Source organism: Sorangium sp. So ce128, assembly GCF_051525245.1.
Taxonomy (GTDB): Bacteria; Myxococcota_A; Polyangia; order Polyangiales; family Polyangiaceae; genus Sorangium; species Sorangium cellulosum_B.
In genome coordinates, this window is record NZ_CP150313.1 from 5,438,589 (window position 1) to 5,455,460 (window position 16,872).

Sequence of the window (16,872 nt, forward strand, 5' to 3'; positions counted from 1 at the left end):
TGGATTGATGTGCACAGGAGAACGGGAACATGAGCCAATTGACGAAGTTCGCATCGCTCATCGCCCTCTCGACGGCCCTCTCCGCGGCCGGTTGCATGGCCGAGGCGACGACGTCGGACGCGCCCACCGACGACGTGATGAGCGAGACCGACGAGGCGAAGCAGGCGTTCCAGGCCGAAGAGATGGATTCCGCTGATCAGGAGTCGAGCGCGAATCCGGCGATGGACGAGAGAGCGACGGATCCCGGCGCAGCAAGCGCCAGCGCGCCGGCCCCCGGCGCGCCCGATGTCGGCGCCGCGGACCCCGGCTCGACGAACCCGACTGGCGAGGAGGGCGTCGGCGAGAAGCCCGATGCGGCCCGCTGGTGGGGCGGCGGCTGGGGCTTCCGGCCCTGGGGCTGGGGCGGCGGCTGGGGCTTCCGGCCCTGGGGCTGGGGCTTCCGGCCCTGGGGCTGGGGCGGCGGCTGGGGCTTCCGGCCCTGGGGCTGGGGCGGCGGCTGCGGCTGGGGCGGCTGGGGCGGCGGCTGCGGCTGGTAGGACGCCGCGCTGACACGGTTCGCTTGAGAAGGCCCTGCTGACGCCCGCTCCGCGCCCCCGATGCGGCGCCGCCGCGGCTCGGTCCTCGCCACGGCAAGGCGCCGGCAAGGGGTCATGAGCGGACGATGAAGCGACGGGCCCTCTGACGGGTCGAGGCTCCCTCACGCGGCCGCGGAGGGGGCCTCGACCGCCACCGCGGTGCACCCGGATCGCCCGCACGGGTTTGCGAGCGGTCCGGGGTACCCGGGATCGAGCGTCGGCCTCGGCGAGGCTCGGGACGCAGCTTACGGGGAAGCGGGTCCTCGTGTAGCACCACCAAGTGACCCCCATGCAGGTGAGATAAAAGTCACGCGCGCGGCGCGACGGTGCGCTGGCTCTATCGAGCGGAGGCGGTCCGCGTCGAGCCCCCGCGCGCCGCGGTGGGGCGCTCGAGCGGCGCTTCCGGGCGGCCGAGCTTCTCCGCGCGCTCGGTCACCCAGAAGCGCTCCGCGTCGGCCGCGGTCCAGGCAGACTCGTCGAGCAGCGGGAGGAGCGCATCGAACAGCGCCCGCGCGCTCTGGAAACGGTGGCGCGGGTCCTTGGCGAGGCACCGCAGGACGAGGCGGTCGACCGCGCGAGGGACGGTGGGGCCGCGCCGCACCGACGGCGCGAGGGGCGCCTTCGTCATGTGCGCGACGAAGAGCTGCCCCGACGACGAGCCCTCGAACGGCAGCTCCCCGGTAAGCAGGAAGTAGAGCGTGCCGCCGAGCGAGTAGATGTCGCTGCGCGCATCCGCCCGATCACCACGACACACCTCCGGCGCCATATAGGCGGGCGTCCCGCAGAGCATTCCGCTGTTCGTGAGCTCGGCGTCCCGGCCGCCCTCGACCATCCGCGCGACCCCGAAGTCGAGCAGCTTGAGGAAGTCGTGATCGTCGCCAACGCGGGTGACGAAGAGGTTCTGCGGCTTGATGTCCCGGTGGATGATCCCGGCCTCGTGCGCCTCGATGAGCGAGCGGCAGGCCTGCAGGGCGAAGCGCAGGGCGCGCGCCACGGGCATGGGGCCGTAGCTGCGCACGATCGCGGCGAGATCGGCCCCGCGCAGGTGCTCCATGGCGATGTAGTAGATGCCGTCATCGCTCGCTCCGAAGTCGAAGATCCGGATGGTGTGTGGATCGCTGAGCTTGCTCGCCGCGTGCGCCTCCTGCTCGAAGCGCTTCGGCACCGCCGGGTCCGGCGCGTCCCGCGTCCTCAGGAGCTTGAGGGCGACGTCGCGGTGGAGCGTCTCGTCCCACGCGAGCCAGACCTCGCTCATCCCCCCTTTGCCGATCGGCGCCTCGAGCCGGTACCTGCCCAGCTTGCGCGCCTGATACACCTGCTGCTGCGCGGCCCACACGACGTGGCTCGACAGCGCCCCGATCACCCCCGAGGCAGGGACGAAGATGTAATGGCTCGCGGCCGTGAGCAGCGTCGTCGGATCGAGCCACGCCGCCTGGATGGACGGGGAGAAGATCGCGGCGATGCCCATCGTCGCCGGGAAGGCCAGGAACATCGGCGCGGAGGCGAGGAGCGCCTTGCTGAACGGCGCGGGCACGAGCGCCGTGCGGAGCAGCACAACGATGGAAAGCCCGTGCATGTACGCGCTCGTCAGGCCGCCGAAATCGAGCGCCATCAGCGAGATGAAGATCGCGGCGGTGAGGAACGCGGCCTCGTACCCGAGGAGCACGACGCGCCCCGAGAGCGTCGGGCGCCCCGAGAGCCGGTACACGGCGAGGGAGAGCGCCTGCTCGAGGACGCGCAGGACGATGCAGCGCCACACCGGCGCCGCGGGGTACAGCACGGTCGCCATGAACACGTCGACAAGCGTGAACGCCGGCCATATCCAGAGCGCGACCCGGAACGCGCGGCGGACCGCGCGACGGACGCTCTCCGCATCGTGGGCGCCCGGCGCGCTGCGCCGCGTGCCGAGCGGGCGAGTCTCGCGCTCTCTGAGCATGCGCGCCGCGGCCGATCGCTCAGCGCGGAGAGCCTCTCGGAGCAGCGCACGCTTCATGGCAATCTCGAGGGTCGCCAGAGCCACGCCGAACGTCAAGCGAGCGTTGTTGGCTTCTCGTGCGGCAGGTTTCCTCGGCCACGATGCCGGGCTGCGCTGCCCGCCGTCTCCCACCCCGGATGTCGTACCAACATGACCGTTCGCCGCCCCACATGCCGTGTTCGTCCGCCGTGCACACACATGCCCGTGAGGTCATGAATCCTGTCAGCGCCTCGGGGGAGCGGCGCGGCGGGACGCCGAGGCGCGGCGAGGTGACCGGGGCGCCTGGGGGCTGGGCTCTCGTCGCCTTGGCCGCCGGCCCGCGGCGCGGGTCAGGCGTCAGGCGCCGCTCGCGCCTCGGCGCCGCGGGCTCGAGCTCAGCGGGCCCTTACGCCTCGGGGCGCGGCGGTCGCCCTGGTCAACCGGCCGGATCCATGCTTGAAAGCTCGCCACTGTGCCGCTCTCGCCCGAAAGCTTTCGCCGGCTGTTCGCAAGCCGCCCCGTCGTCCTCGCGCCCATGGAGGACGTGACGGACGCCGTGTTCCGCCGCATCGGCCGGGAGCTCGGCGCCGAGCTGTGCGTGACGGAGTTCGTCAACGTCGAGGGGCTGCTGCGCGGGTGCAAGACCGCGCGGCGCAAGCTCGCCCTGGCCGACGGCGATCAGCCGACGGCGATCCAGATCTACGGCGCCAACCCGGAGCGCCTCGCCGAGGCCGCGCGCGTCGCCGAGCAGGCCGGACCGGCGTTCCTGGATATCAACTGCGGCTGCTGGGTGCCGAAGATCGCCGGACGAGGCGCGGGCGCGGGCTGGCTCCGCGATCCGGAGGCGATGGTGGCGATGGCCCGCCTCGTGACGCGCTCGGTCGCGCTCCCGGTCACCGTGAAGACGCGCATCGGCTGGGGACCGGAGTCCCATATGCCGATCGTCGACCTCGCGCGCCGCCTCGAGGACACCGGCGTCGCCGCGCTCACGATCCACTGCCGCACGGCCCAGATGGGGCACAGCGGCGCGGCCGACTGGAGCTGGGCCGCCCGGGCGCGCGAGGTCGTGTCCATCCCTGTCGTGGTGAACGGCGACATCAAGACCGCCGACGACGCGGACCGCGCCCTCCGCGAGACGGGCTGCGCCGGCGTGATGGTCGGCCGCGCCGCCATCGACCACCCCTGGATCTTCCGCGAGGCCCGGGCCCTCCTCGACGATGGCGTGCACCTCCCGCCGCCGACGGCCGAGGAGCGGCTCGGCCTGTGCCGCGCGCACCTCATCGCGAACACCGAGGCGCGCGGCGAGCCGCACGGCGTGCGCGTGACCCGGCGCCACCTGACCGGCTATCTCCGCGGCCTCCCCGGCGCGTCGGCCCTCCGGCGCGAGCTGCTCTTCTGCGACAGCCTGTCGGGGTGCCTCGACATCCTCGACAGCGCCGCGCAGCGGCTCGCGGCCTGAGGCGCGGCAGGCCGGCGGCCGCGCCGCCTACATGCCCACGGGCGTCGCGTCGTCGACCGGGGCGGGCTCGCCGTTCTGCCGCTCGGCGCCCGGCGGCGCGCCCATGGGATCGTGCGGCAGGCTCCCGCGGTGCGAGCGGAGCAGCACGTGAGGCGTCGCCAGGAGGAAATTGGAGACGCGGGACGTGTAGATGTCCGCCGAGCGCTCGATCTGCCGGGCCAGGTGGCTCTTGTCGTTGCCCGTGCGGAGGAGCAGCCCCCACCTCGGGTTCAACGTCTCGGCCGACGCCTTCGCGAGCGGCGCGATCCGCGCGTCGAGCGCCGCGAGGCTCGCCTTGAGCTCGTTCATCTTCGCCTGGATCTCGCCCTCCGTCGCCCCGGCGACCGGCCCGTAGCCGGCGCGCATCCGCTGGAGCTCCAGGCGCAGCCTGGCATAGACGCGCTCCGCGTCCTCCTTCTCCCGCATCCATAGATCGAGGCGCGCCTCGGCCCCGCGCGCCTCCTCGATCGCGAGGATCTCGTCCTCGAGCTCCCGGATGATGAGCGCCGTCCGCCACCGCAAGGCGCTCTTCGACACATGCACATCCCCATAGATGTGATCGCCGATGTAGAGGATCTCGTCGCCGGACAGCCCCAGGTGGTGCTCGACGAGCCCCGCGTTGCCGCCCAGGTAGTGCCCGCCCACGCGCAACCGGCCAGCCGGGCGCAGGAGGCCGTCCTCCGTGACCACCTCGAAGAGCGGGCTGCGGCTCGAGAAGAACTCCGGCTTCCGCGCGGAGACGATGACCACGTCGAACAGGTCGCGCCACGTCATACCGCCCGGCAGGAAGCGGTCGAACGCGTAGCTCATCATCGCGCGCGTGTAGACCCACTCCGAGTTCGTGATCAGGACGAGCTTCTTGCCCGCCTCCCGCTGGTCGAGCAGCGTGAGCGGGATCTCCGGATCGAGCAGCACGAACCTGTCCGGATCCCCGATGATCTCGGCCTTCAGCTGCCCCTCCATGTGCGTCGCGTCGAGGCGATCCTTCACGCGGCGATAGAGATCGCTGTAGCCGAGCACCTCGGGCAGCCGGCGCTGATCGAGCAGATCGACCAGCTTCGCGTACATGCACCCCTCCGACAGAGAGAAGAGCGTGTTCAGGAAGACGTAGCGCCCGTCGGCGAGGTCGACGATCGTCCGCGCGTAGGTCGCGCGCTGGGTCTCGAAGTCGATCGGCTTCGTGCCGTGGAAGGCCCGCTTCACGTAGCCGAACCGATTCACCTTGAGCAGATTGCCGAGCTCGGTGTCCAGGATGAGCCCTCGGATCACGAGGTCCGGCTCGAACGTCAGGTCCCCGACCGGCCAACCCTCGCTCTCCAGAAGATGCCGGAGGTGCTCATAGGCCCGACGCTCCCACGCCTCCACCCGGTAGTGGATCAGCGTGTAATCCATGTCGTATCCGATCGCCTTGATCGAACGGAGATTCAGCGTCCGGTTGCAGAAGATCCCCCGCTGCTTGGGCGGCGGGGCGGCGAGGCAATCCAGCTTGTCCATGGTGATCGCCCGGAGAGCGGTCGTGAGGCATACCAGGGACCCACGGCGTTGCCCACCCGGACAATCACCGTCACCCCGCCGTCAGGAGGGCGCGTTCGGCGTGTCGATGTCGTCACCGTCGTGGACGCGCACGCGCGGCCTCAGTCGTCGTCGACACGCACGCGCGGCCTCAGCGACGCCTGAGCCGGCTCTTCGCGCTCTGCCGCCGATCGATGCTCGTCGGGGGCCGAGCGGACCGCCCGTTCGTCGGCGCTCGGCGGGGGTCGCCGCGGTCGTCCGCTTCCCACCCGTCGTCTTCCTCGTCGTCCTCGTCCTCGTCGTCGAACAGGTCGTCGTCGTCCTCGTCGTCGTCCTCGTCGCGCGCCTCGGCCCGGCGCACCTCGAGCCCGAGCATCGTGAGCGCCTGCTCGAGCGTCAGCGCCGTCTTCACGGCCTCGAGCTCGACCCCCATGGCCTGAAGCGTCATCGCTATCTCGGGGCTCAGCCCGGACAGGATCGTCGGTGTGCCCATGAGCCGCGCGGCGGACGCCAGGTTCGAGAGCACCGCGCACAGGTGGCTATCCATGATCCAGACGGCCGTGAGATCGATGACCAGCCCCTTCGCGCCGCTCTCGTGGATGGCCCGCAGCACCTCGGTGTTCAGCTGCTCCGCGAGGTCATCGGTCACGTCCCCCTGGATGGGCACCAGGATCCGGTCCCACAGGTTGATGATGGGAAGGCGCTTGAGCTCCATGGTCATCCTAAGGTTCGATGTCGGCGATCAAGACCGTTGAGTCATCGTGCGAGCGCCGGTGTCGGCTCATGAGGGCGCGGCAAGCATCCGCGGCCTTCATTCCACGAAACAGCGATAGATCGAAGCGAGGGGAGACCCCGTCGGTGAACACGACGAGCCGGTCGCCCCGCGCGAGCTGCGCATCGAAGATCCGGACCTTGCTGAGCGATGCGCCGAGGATGCCCGGGCTCTGGAGCCACTGCACGCGCGTGCCGTGCGACATCAGCTCGACGTTGCCGATGCCGCAGCCCTGGAGCCGCCCCTCCCGGAAGCGACAGATCATGCCGGCGGCGCCGCGGGTGCCGCGGAGCCGCACGTGGAGGCGATCGATGAGGGCGCGGACGTCCTCGCCGCTCGGCGCGTCGGCGAGCGCCTTGAGCGCGACGTTCGCCGCGGCCGCCGCGTGCTCGCCGTGGCCGAGGGCGTCGATGACCGCGAAGAGGACGCCGTCTTCCCCGGCCCGCACGAACGCGGCGTCGCCGCTCACGAGCTCTCCGTCCTTGGGGAGGATCGCGTACTCCACGGAGAGCTTCACAGGTGGACCTCGATCTCCACCCGCGTGCCCTTCGGCCCCGAGTCGATATGAAAGCGATCGGCCAGCCGCTTGACCCCGATGATGCCGCGCCCCATACCGGTCTTGCTCTTGTAGCGCCCGGCGAGGATCTCCTGCAGGTTCTGGATGCCTGCGCCCTCATCCACGGCGACGATGAGGAAGCGGACCGGGCTGTCGCGCTGCACCGCGAGCTCGATCGTCCCGCCAGGGGTATAATGGACGATATTTCGCGCGAGCTCGCTGACGATGGTCGCGACCTTGTGCGACGTGAAGCTCTTTGCGCCGGCCGCATCGCAAACGGCCTTCGCGCTCAGGCGCGCCTCGCTGATGTCGGCCTCCACGTTGATGACCATGACCTTCGAGCGTCGCGAAGGTCGTTCGCCGCCAATCGCCGAAATTTCCGACCTGAGCCGACCGAGCCGCGTCGGATCCACATAGAGGCGGGCTCGGCGCTCGATGCTCGGAAGGATGTCGGGGAGGTCGTCGAGCGAGAACGCCTCGGGCTGGATCTCCGCCTCCCGCATGGCCCGGAGCAAGACTCCCTCTGCGTTCATCGCCGAGAGATAGCCGAGCAGGACGTTGAGAATCTGTTCGTGCGCGGGAGTCATCCGGAAAGCGCCTGGACCGGCAGGGTACCGGGGCCCCGGGTCCGCGTCGAGTACGCGGCGACGGCATCGCCGCGTTCGCCAGCTGTGAGGCGGAAACCGCCGAGCTCCGACCGGACAGCGCCAGCAGGGCTCGCTCGGTCAATCGTCCGCATCGCGCAGGGCGTCGCCCGGCCCGTGCCCGCGCCGACCGGACGGCCCACGGCCGGCTCCAAGCAACGCCCGTGCCTGGCTGACCGGCCCACCGAGGTCGCTCAGGCCGGGTAGTACGACGCCTGGCCTTGACGCAGCTCCTCGGTGATCTTGTTCTCCGCAAGGAGCTTCTTGAGCGGCTCCTGGAGCTCCGCCGCAGGGGTCCCCATCGCCAACGCAAGGTCGTCGATCCCTTGCCCAGGCTCGATCTCCACATGGGCGAGCAGCGCCTCGGCGATCTCGTCCCCGGAGCTCCCGGACGACAGGCTCGCGGGGTTCACCGGGCTCGCCGGAGCGGCCTGTTCGGCGATTTTCACGGGGGCCGCTACGGCGGGCGCCGGGGTGCGCGCGGCGCGCGACTTCGGCGCAGCGACGGCCGGACGCGCGCCACCTCCGCTCGTCCGCGGCGCGGCCGCCTTCTTGCGCGGCGCAGCGCGCGTCGGCGTCTTGGGCGACGGGGCGCTGCGGGGAGGCGCGGCCGGGCGGCTCGGCGCCGGAGCGCGCTCGCCCTTCCGGATCGGCTTGGCGGGAGTCGCGGCCGGCCCGGTCGATATCCCAGCGGCGCTGATGTCGACTTGCAGGTACCGCGCGGCGGTCCGGAGAACGTCCTTACGGACCAGCGCTCTCATGCCCTCCAAGAACTTGGCCACGGAAGCGCGAATCTCATTCTCGATCTCGACATCGGATATCACGCAGCCGCCGTCTCATGAATCCCTCGGAATGTCAACGTCTTCCACGCACAGTGGCCCGCACAGGCCGGAGAAACCAGGTGTTCCTGCGCCGGTCGGGGCTCGCGACCGGGCGCCGGATCCCTGGCTGGGGCCGCGCGCGTTCGGTGTGAATTTGCCGTTTTATCAAATGAAATGCTGGCAAGATCTGAAACGCATCGAGAGATCATGTCGGGACCCTCCGTCCGCACGCATGGGCCTCGCGCTCGGGCAGAGATCGACTCGCCGCTCACGGCCGCGCCAGGGTGGCGGCCCTGTGGGTGTGCTCAAGCAGCCTTGACGGCGCGGAGCGACGCGCGGCGCAACGGGCGGAGCTGCGACGCCGCAAAGGCCGCGCCGAGGGCGAGCCCGCGGAGCGTCAGCCGCATGCGGAGGACGTCGAGATACCCCTCGCGGTGCAGGGCGGTGATCGCCCGGCGAACGTCGGTCCGACGCACCTGAAGGGCCGTGGTCAATGTGTCGAGGGTCACCGTCTTGCCCTCGCTCTGGAGGGCAACCAGCGTCCGGAGAAGATGCGGAGCGAGGTCCTTGTTGGTCATGGAGCGCACCGTAACCGCCCCCTGAACGGCCGTACAGTTTGTAGCGGCGTTTTTCTCCGAGTCGCCTGCGGGGAGCGCTGGAGACGTCCCGAAGGCGACCGTCGTCTATGGTAGGTCCTCCCCGTGCGCTCCGACGCCTCACCTCCTCAAGCCGTGATCCTCGCCGGCGGACTCGGCACCCGGATGCGCCCCCGGACGGAGCGCACCCCGAAATTCCTGCTGCCCGTGGCCGGACGGCCGTTCGGGGCGTGGCTCCTCGAGCGGCTCGCCGCAGCGGGCTTTGGTGAGGTGGTCCTCTGCGTGGGCCACCTCGGCGACGCCGTTCGACGGGCGATGGGCGACCGGTTCGCGGGCCTGCCGCTCCATTATGCCGACGACGGCCCCGATCTCCTGGGCACGGCCGGCGCGCTGCGCCGCGCGCTGCCCCAGCTGGCTCGTGTGTTTCTCATGACCTACGGCGACTCCTACCTCCCGTTCGACTACCTGGCCCCGCTCCGGGACCTCTGCACACACCCCGGCGCGCTCGGAACGATGGCCGTGTACCGGAACGAGGGTCGGTTCGATGCGTCGAACGCCGCGGTCTCGGGCGACCTGGTGGTGCGTTACGAGAAGCGGCGCGCGGGCGCGCCGCCCGACCCTGCGCTCGACCACATCGATTACGGCGCCACCGCGCTCCGCCGCGAGGTCGTCGAGGCGCTGCCAGCCGACGCGCCGCTCGGCTTCGAGGTGGTGCAGCGCGACCTCGCGGCGCGCGGCCTCCTCCGGGCCTTCGCGGTCGCGGCGCGCTTCCACGAGATCGGCTCGGAGCAGGGCCTCCGCGATCTCGAGGCCGCCCTCACGACCGCCGCCGCGGCGGAGGAGCGGGGATGATCGTCTCTCGCGCCCCGGTGCGCTTCTCCCTCGGCGGCGGCGGGACCGATCTGCCCGCGTACTCCGGCCGCTTCGGCGGCTACCTCGTGTCGGCCGCCATCGACAAGTACATCTACGTGACGGCCAACAAGCGCTTCCACCGGGACATCCGCCTCGCGTACTCCAAGACCGAGATCGTCCCCTCGGTGGACGCGATCGAGCACCCGATCTTCCGGGAAGCGCTCCGGATGATGGGAATCGAGCACTCGATCGAGCTCACGAGCGTCGCGGATCTCCCCGCGAACTCGGGCCTCGGCTCGTCGAGCTCGTTCACGGTCGCCCTCCTCAACGCCCTGCACACGTACAAGCGCGACTTCGTATCGTCCGAGCAGCTCGCTCGCGAGGCCTGCTCCATCGAGATCGAGCGCCTCGGAGAGCCGATCGGCAAGCAGGACCAGTACATCGCCGCTTACGGCAACGTCACGGCGTTCACGTTCTCTCCGGACGGCTCGGTGCACGTCGAGCCCGTCCCGGTCCGCGACGAGGTGCTGGACGAGCTCGAGAGCAACCTGCTCATCGTGTGGAGCGGCGTCGAAAGAGCGGCCAGGATCGTGCTCTCGGAGCAGGGCCGGCGGCTGCAAGACCTGGAGCCCGCGGTGGTCGAGCGGATGCACCGCATCAAGGAGATCGGCCGCGACGTGCACCGCATCCTCGTCACGGGCAGGCTCGACGATTATGGCGAGCTCCTCCACGCCCATTGGACCCAGAAGCGTAAGCTCGCGTCCAAGATGACCGACGAGGTCCTCGACGAGATCTACGAGATCGCTCGAGGCGCGGGGGCGCTCGGCGGCAAGCTGATGGGGGCCGGCGGCGGAGGCTTCTTCATGTTCTACGTCCGGCCGGCGGAGCGGCGCCGGGTGCTGGAGGCGCTCGCCGCGAAGGGCCTGCGCGTCCTGCGCTTCCGCTTCGATCTCGACGGCGCACGCATCGTCGCGAACCTGCACCGATCGTGAGCGGGCGCGCCGGCGCACCCCTCCTGCTGGGCATTTCAACGGGACTCTGGCTATAGATCGGCCATGCCTCAGAGCACGCACGACTTCGTCGAAAAGTACCTCCGCGAGACGTCCGAGATCGCCCTCGCGACGAGCCCCGACGACATGGCTCGCGTCATCGAGATCCTCTTCGATGCGTACCGGAGCGATCGCACCATCTACACGTGCGGCAACGGCGGCTCGGCGGCCAACGCGAGCCACCTCGCCTGCGACATCGCCAAGTTCACGTGGGTCGATGGCAAGCGGCGCTTCAAGTGCACCTCGCTCTGCGACAACGCAGCGCTCCTCAGCGCCCTCACCAACGACGTCGGCTTCAACCGGATCTTCCTCGAGCAGCTCGACGGCCGCATGATCGCGGGCGACGTGCTCGTGTGCCTGAGCGTGCACGGCGGCTCGGGCGCCGATCGCGCCGGCCCGTGGTCGCAGAACCTCGTCGCTGCCGCGGATTTCGCGAAGAAGACGGGGGCCAAGGTGGTCGCGCTCGTCGGCTACGACGGCGGCGCCCTGCGCCAGATGGCCGACGCCAGCGTGATCGTGCCGAGGACGCGGGCGGGCTACACGTCGACGCCGCACGTGGAGGGCTTCCACGAGGTCTACCACCACCTCATCTGCGAGCGGCTCCTCCAGCTCGTGGCCGAGAGCTGAGCCTTCCGTGGCGAGGCGCGGGATCCTGCTCGACCGCGACGGCACGCTCATCGACGTGGTGCGCGATCACGAGCTCGGCGTCGTCGTGACCGCGTTTCATCCGGATCAGATCCGCCTCCTCCCCGGCGCGATCGAGGGCCTGCGGCGCCTCGCGGACGCCGGGTTCCTGCTGGCGATCGCGACCAACCAGCCGGGCGCGGCGAAGGGCCAGGTCCCGTGGGGGGCGATCGAGCGCACGAACCGCGCGCTCGTCGATCGGCTCCGCGAGGCCGGCGTCGCGATCGCGGCGCTCGCGGTGTGCCCGCACCACCCCGAGGGCGGGCCGGGCGGCGATCCGGCGCTCATCGGCCCGTGCGACTGCAGGAAGCCGCAGCCGGGCATGCTCACGGCGCTCGCGCGCGACCTCGATCTCGACGTCGCGGCGAGCTGGATGATCGGCGACGCGCCGAGCGACGTGGCGGCCGCGCGCGCGGCGGGCATGCGGGCGGGCCTCGTCATGGATGGACGCCGCTGCGAGCTGTGCCCGCTCCGCGGCGAGGTGGATCTCCCCTGCCCCGATCGCGCGGCGCCGCGCCTCGATCTCCTCGCCGCCGAGATCCTCGCCGAGCCGCGCGGCTAGCGGACTCTGGCGCGCCAGGCCGTGCCGCGCCGCCCGATGGCCCGCGCGCGGCGTGCTACCGTCCCGCCGTGACGCCTCCTCCGGATCACGACGGCGGTGCGCTCGACGATCGGGGCGCCCGCGACGACACCCCGGCCACCGCGGCCGAGCTCGACGCCCGCCTCTCGGCGGCCCGCTACATCTCCGATCCGGCGACCTCGCTCGCGCTCTGGCTCGCCCTCCGGATGGGGCGGCCGCTGCTGATCGAGGGGCCGGCCGGCGTCGGCAAGACCGATCTCGCCCGCGCCGCCGCCGAGGGGCTCGGCCGAGGGCTCATCCGGCTCCAGTGCTACGAGGGCCTCGACGAGGCGAAGGCGCTGTACGAGTGGGACTACGCGAAGCAGATGCTCTACACGCAGCTGCTCCGCGACGCCGTCGCGAAGGAGATCGCGGGCGCGGCGAGCCTCGCCGCAGCCGCGCGCGCGATCGCGGGGAGCGAGGCGTCGTTCTTCAGCGAGCACTTCCTGATCGCGCGCCCGCTCCTCGCGGCGCTGCGGAGCGCCGCGCCGGTCGTCTTGCTCATCGACGAGGTCGATCGCGCGGACCCTGAGTTCGAGGCGTTCCTGCTCGAGGTGCTCTCCGACATGCAGGTCACGATCCCCGAGCTCGGTACCATCCGCGCCGCGCACCCGCCGCTCGTCCTGCTGACGACGAACGCGACGCGCGAGATGACCGAGGCGCTGCGCCGCCGGTGCTTGCACGCGTTCCTGGACTACCCGCCTCCGTCGCGCGAGGTCGCCATCCTGAAGGTCGCCCTCCCGGGGATCGAGCCCCGCCTCGCGGCGCAGATCGTGGCGTTCGTCAGCGCCCTGCGGGCCATGGATCTGCGGAAATCGCCCGCGATCAGCGAGACGATCGACTGGGCCCGCGCGCTGCTCCTGCTCGGCAAGCGCGCGGTGACACCGGAGCTCGCGCGCGACACGCTCGGCGTCCTGCTCAAGCACCAGAGCGACCGCGGCGACGCGGAGGCGAAGCTCGGCGCCCTCGTGCGTGCCGCCGAGCACGCGGACGAGCCGGCTACCTGAGCTCGGCCACCTTCTCGCCGAACAGCTTCTCGAGCCGCCCGAGCATGGCGTCGTTCGGCTCGACGCGCAGATCACGCCCCAGAGACAGCACCGCCTCTGCACCGTCGTCGAGCTGGATCACGAGCTGCACCGGGCACACCCCGGGGCTCGCCCGCAGGAGCGCCCCGAGCCGATCGATGTGCTCGCGCCTGGCGCTGCGCGACTTCAGCGTGATCGCCACGCTCCGGGTCTGCGCGAGGATGGCGTCGGCGAGCGGCTGCACCTCGTCGAGCAGCAGGGTCGGCTCGCGCGGCGCGGCCTCGGCCTCCTCGGCCCCCTCCTCCACCATCGGGAAGCTGATCTTCCCCGAGATCAGGACCGGCTCCCCCCGGTTCAAGAGATCCGCATAGCTCTCGATCTGCTTCTCGCGCACCTTGACCTCGACCCGGCCCGTCGTGTCCTCGAGCACGAAGAACGCGATCTTGCCGCCGCCCCCCTTGAAGATGCGCTCTCGGTAGCCCTCGACCATCCCGCCGACGCGCACCCTGGCCCAGGCATCCATGCCGGCCAGCGCGCTCACCGCGGTCACGTCGAAGCGGTTGAGATCCACGCCGTACCGATCGAGCGGGTGACCCGAGACGTAGAACCCGAGCGACTGCTTCTCCCGCGAGAGCGTCTCGCGCAGATCCCAGTCCTCGACCATCGGGTAATCGTCCAGCCTCACCTCGCTCTTGGACGCCACCGCCGCGAACAGGCCGATCTGCGCGCTGTTCCGCTCCTTGCTCGCGGAGCGCGAGCGATCGAGCGCCCTGTCGATGCCGGCGAACGCCCGCGCCCGCGAGATGCCCCGCGCGTGGAGGCTCGCGTCGAACGCGCCGCACTGCACGAGCGCCTCGAACACGCCCTTGTTGACCCGCCGCGGATCGACCCGCTCGGCGAAGTCGAACAGATCCGCGAACGCGCCGCCCGCGTCCCGCGCCTCGAGGATCGCCTCGAGCGCCGACTCGCCGATGCCGCGGATCGCGCCCATTCCGAAGCGGATCTTCGGATCGTACGGGTCCCTTACCCGCGAGCCTCCGCGCCGGGTGCCGGCCACGCGCTTGCCGTTCGTCGCCGGCTTTGCGCTGTAGACGACGGTGAAGTCGGTCTTGGACTCGTTGATCTCGGGCGGGAGGATCTCGACCCCCCACGCGCGCCCCTCCGCGATGATCCGCACGACCTTCTCGATCTTGTCGCGGTCGGCCGTCATCAGGGCGCAGAGGAACTCGACCGGGTAGTGCGCCTTGAGGTAGGCCGTCTGGTAGGTCAGCAGCGCGTACGCCGCCGAGTGGCTCTTGTTGAAGCCATAGCCCGCGAAGTACTCGAGGAGCCCGAAGATGCGCTCGGCGTCCTCGGCCTTCACCCCGTTGTTGAGCGAGCCGTCGACGAACGTCGCCTTCTGCTTCGCCATCTCCTCGGGCTTCTTCTTGCCCATGGCGCGCCGGAGCAGATCGGCGCCGCCGAGCGTGTAGCCCGCGAGCTTCTGCGCGATCTGCATGACCTGCTCCTGGTAGACGATGACGCCGTACGTCGGCTGGAGGAGCTCGTCGACGAGCGGGTGCATCTTCTCGATCGGCTTGCGGCCGTGCTTGCAGTCGACGAAGTCCTTCACCATGCCGGTGCCGAGCGGCCCGGGCCGGTAGAGCGCCACGGCGGCGACGATGTCCTCGAAGGCGTCCGGCTTGAGGTCCTTGAAGAGCTGCTGCATGCCGCTCGACTCGAGCTGGAACACCCCGGTGGTCTCGCCCGACTGGAGGAGCGCGTACGTGGCGGTGTCGTCGAGCGGCACCGTGTTCACGTCGAAGCGCTTGCCCTCGTTGCCCGCTAGGTCGGGCCGCGCGTTCACGAGCCGCACCGCGATGTCGATGACGGTGAGCGTCTTCAGCCCGAGGAAGTCGAACTTCACGAGCCCGGCCAGCTCGGCGTCGTCCTTGTAGTACTGCGTGACGAGCTGCTCGCCGTTCTTGAAGCAGGGGACGTGATCCCAGAGCGGCCCCTCGCTGATCACGACGCCGGCGGCGTGCATGCCCGCGTGCCGCGTCAGGCCCTCGAGCTTCTGCGCCTGCTTCAGGAGCTCCGCGACCGTGGGGTCGCTCTCCTTGAGGGCCTTGAGCTTCGGCTCGATCTCGAGCGCCTCGGGGATCGTGTACATGATCCCCGGGCTCTTCTGCGGGATGAGGCTCGCGATCTTCTGCGCCTCGTTCGCGGGGAACGCCATCGCCCGCGCGACGTCCTTGATCACGCTCCGCGCCTTGAGCTCGTGGAACGTCGCGATCTGCCCGACGGAGGGTTTGTCGGCCTCCTTGCTGTACTTCTTGGTGACGTAGGAGATGACCTCGTCGCGCCGGTCCATGCAGAAGTCGACGTCGAAGTCGGGCATGCTCACGCGCTCCGGGTTCAGGAAGCGCTCGAACAGCAGGTTGTACGGGAGCGGATCGAGATCGGTGATCTCCATGGCATAGGCGACGAGCGAGCCCGCGCCCGATCCGCGGCCCGGCCCGACCGGGATGCCGTGGTCCTTGGCGTACTTGATGAAGTCCCAGACGATGAGGAAGTAGCCCGGGAAGTCCATCTGGACGATGACGTTGAGCTCGACGTCGAGCCGCGCGCGGTAGGTCGCCTCGTCCACTCTCCTGCCCGTCTGCGCGATCTGGGCGAGCCGCTTCGTGAGGCCGTCGTGCGCCACGTGCCGGAAGTACGACGCCGAGTCCGAGAACCCGCTCGGCAGCGGGAACGTCGGGAGCATCGGCTTGCCGAGCTTGAGCTTCAGCGTCGAGCACCGCTCGGCGATCTCGAGCGTCGCCCGCACCGCCTGCGGGTGGTCGCGGAACAGGTGCATCATCTCGTCGGCGGGCTTGAGGAACATCTCGAAGCTGCCGTGGTGCGCGGCGCTCGCCTCAGCGAACGTGCGGTTGGCCGCGATGCACGACAGGTAGAGCTGCCCCTCGCCGTCCTCGCGCGCGCCGAAGTGCGCGTCGTTGGTCGCGACGAGCGGAAGCCCCAGGTCGCCCGCCGCCCGCGCCAGGATGCCGTTGAGCACCGCCTGCTCGACCAGCCCGTGGTCCTGCAGCTCGACGTAGAGGCTCCCCGGCTGGAAGCAGTCCCTGAGCCGGCTGAGCGCCTCGCGCCCCTCCCCCTCGCCCTGCTCGAGGATCCGCTGGGCGACCACGCCGCCCATGCAGCCGGTCAAGCCGATGAGCCCCGCGCTGTGCTGCGCCACCGTGTCGAGCCGCACGCTCGGCGCGAGCCCGCTCACGGGATCGACGTGCCCTTGGGAGACGATGCGGACGAGGTTCTTGTAGCCCTCCTCGGACGCGGCGAGCAGCACGAGGTGATCGACGGGCGTCTCGTCCACGCCCGAGCGCGACACCTGCCCCGCGGCCGCGCCCCAGCTGCGGGCGACGTTGACCTCGCAGCCGATGATCGCGCCGATGCCCTGGTCCTTGCAGGCCTTGTAGTGCTGAATCGCCCCGAACATGTTCCCGTGGTCGGTCAGGGCGACGGCGCGCATTCCCAGCGATTTGGCGCGCGCGGCCAGATCCTTGACGCGCAGCGAGCCGTCGAGGAGCGAGTACTGCGAATGCACGTGGAGGTGGATGAACTCAGCGGTCACAGCAGGCTTCCAGGGGGCTTCTCATCGTGGTGGTAGTCGGGAAAGACCGGTAATCTGGGAGAGGGTGCGGAGCGCGAGATCGGGAGGCGCTGGGACAATCCA

General features: G+C 70.6%; 15 protein-coding genes. 7 read left to right on the forward strand and 8 right to left on the reverse strand.

From position 1 onward, the window contains the following. Positions 1-29: 29 nt before the first annotated feature. Positions 30-536: a hypothetical protein gene (locus WME82_RS20690; protein ID WP_438044223.1), complete on the forward strand. Its 507-nt coding sequence runs from the start codon at positions 30-32 to the stop codon at positions 534-536. Between the two features lie 376 nt (positions 537-912). On the opposite strand, the gene WME82_RS20695 is transcribed toward WME82_RS20690, so the two are convergent. Beyond that, entirely contained in the window at positions 913-2,511 is a 1,599-nt protein-coding gene (locus WME82_RS20695) for a serine/threonine-protein kinase (protein WP_437747218.1), read from the reverse strand. 490 nt (positions 2,512-3,001) lie between these two features. Here WME82_RS20695 and dusB point away from each other — a divergent pair, with 490 nt between their 5' ends. Beyond that, positions 3,002-3,988, forward strand: coding sequence for a tRNA dihydrouridine synthase DusB (dusB, locus tag WME82_RS20700; protein ID WP_438044224.1), 987 nt, complete (start codon positions 3,002-3,004; stop codon positions 3,986-3,988). A gap of 27 nt (positions 3,989-4,015) precedes the next feature. On the opposite strand, the gene WME82_RS20705 is transcribed toward dusB, so the two are convergent. The 6 genes from WME82_RS20705 to WME82_RS20730 form a co-directional block, all read right to left on the reverse strand. Next, positions 4,016-5,521, reverse strand: coding sequence for an HAD-IG family 5'-nucleotidase (locus WME82_RS20705; protein WP_437873115.1), 1,506 nt, complete (start codon positions 5,519-5,521; stop codon positions 4,016-4,018). Between the two features lie 169 nt (positions 5,522-5,690). Then, entirely contained in the window at positions 5,691-6,254 is a 564-nt protein-coding gene (locus WME82_RS20710) for an STAS domain-containing protein (protein WP_438044225.1), read from the reverse strand. 7 nt (positions 6,255-6,261) lie between these two features. After that, complete coding sequence (locus WME82_RS20715) at positions 6,262-6,828, reverse strand: SpoIIE family protein phosphatase (RefSeq protein ID WP_272099468.1); 567 nt, start codon at positions 6,826-6,828, stop codon at positions 6,262-6,264. After that, positions 6,825-7,454, reverse strand: a complete 630-nt coding sequence (locus WME82_RS20720; RefSeq protein ID WP_437910250.1) for an ATP-binding protein — start codon at positions 7,452-7,454, stop codon at positions 6,825-6,827. The genes WME82_RS20715 and WME82_RS20720 overlap by 4 nt, the downstream gene beginning before the upstream one ends. A 251-nt stretch (positions 7,455-7,705) precedes the next feature. Beyond that, positions 7,706-8,293, reverse strand: a complete 588-nt coding sequence (locus tag WME82_RS20725) for a hypothetical protein (protein ID WP_438044226.1) — start codon at positions 8,291-8,293, stop codon at positions 7,706-7,708. Between the two features lie 344 nt (positions 8,294-8,637). Then, complete coding sequence (locus WME82_RS20730) at positions 8,638-8,910, reverse strand: hypothetical protein (RefSeq protein WP_437747223.1); 273 nt, start codon at positions 8,908-8,910, stop codon at positions 8,638-8,640. 123 nt (positions 8,911-9,033) lie between these two features. Between WME82_RS20730 and WME82_RS20735 the strand changes: the two genes are divergently transcribed. The 5 genes from WME82_RS20735 (at position 9,034) to WME82_RS20755 (ending at position 13,139) form a co-directional block, all read left to right on the forward strand. Then, positions 9,034-9,780, forward strand: coding sequence for a nucleotidyltransferase family protein (locus tag WME82_RS20735; protein ID WP_438044227.1), 747 nt, complete (start codon positions 9,034-9,036; stop codon positions 9,778-9,780). Further along, positions 9,777-10,772 carry a GHMP family kinase ATP-binding protein gene (locus WME82_RS20740; protein ID WP_437916882.1) on the forward strand — a complete coding sequence of 332 codons (996 nt, stop codon included), beginning with the start codon at positions 9,777-9,779 and terminating at the stop codon, positions 10,770-10,772. Before WME82_RS20735 ends, WME82_RS20740 begins: the two co-directional genes overlap by 4 nt. 63 nt (positions 10,773-10,835) lie before the next feature. Next, a complete protein-coding gene (locus WME82_RS20745) occupies positions 10,836-11,456 on the forward strand; it encodes a D-sedoheptulose-7-phosphate isomerase (RefSeq protein WP_437747226.1) in 621 nt (206 codons plus the stop codon). Between the two features lie 7 nt (positions 11,457-11,463). After that, positions 11,464-12,075: a D-glycero-alpha-D-manno-heptose-1,7-bisphosphate 7-phosphatase gene (locus tag WME82_RS20750; RefSeq protein ID WP_438044228.1), complete on the forward strand. Its 612-nt coding sequence runs from the start codon at positions 11,464-11,466 to the stop codon at positions 12,073-12,075. Positions 12,076-12,143: 68 nt separating this feature from the next. Then, positions 12,144-13,139, forward strand: coding sequence for an AAA family ATPase (locus WME82_RS20755; protein WP_438044229.1), 996 nt, complete (start codon positions 12,144-12,146; stop codon positions 13,137-13,139). Here the strand turns inward: WME82_RS20755 and dnaE are convergent. Then, the gene (dnaE, locus tag WME82_RS20760; RefSeq protein ID WP_438044230.1) at positions 13,132-16,770 is read right to left on the reverse strand and encodes a DNA polymerase III subunit alpha; all 3,639 of its coding nucleotides are present in this window, start codon (positions 16,768-16,770) and stop codon (positions 13,132-13,134) included. The genes WME82_RS20755 and dnaE overlap by 8 nt on opposite strands. Positions 16,771-16,872: the final 102 nt, after the last annotated feature.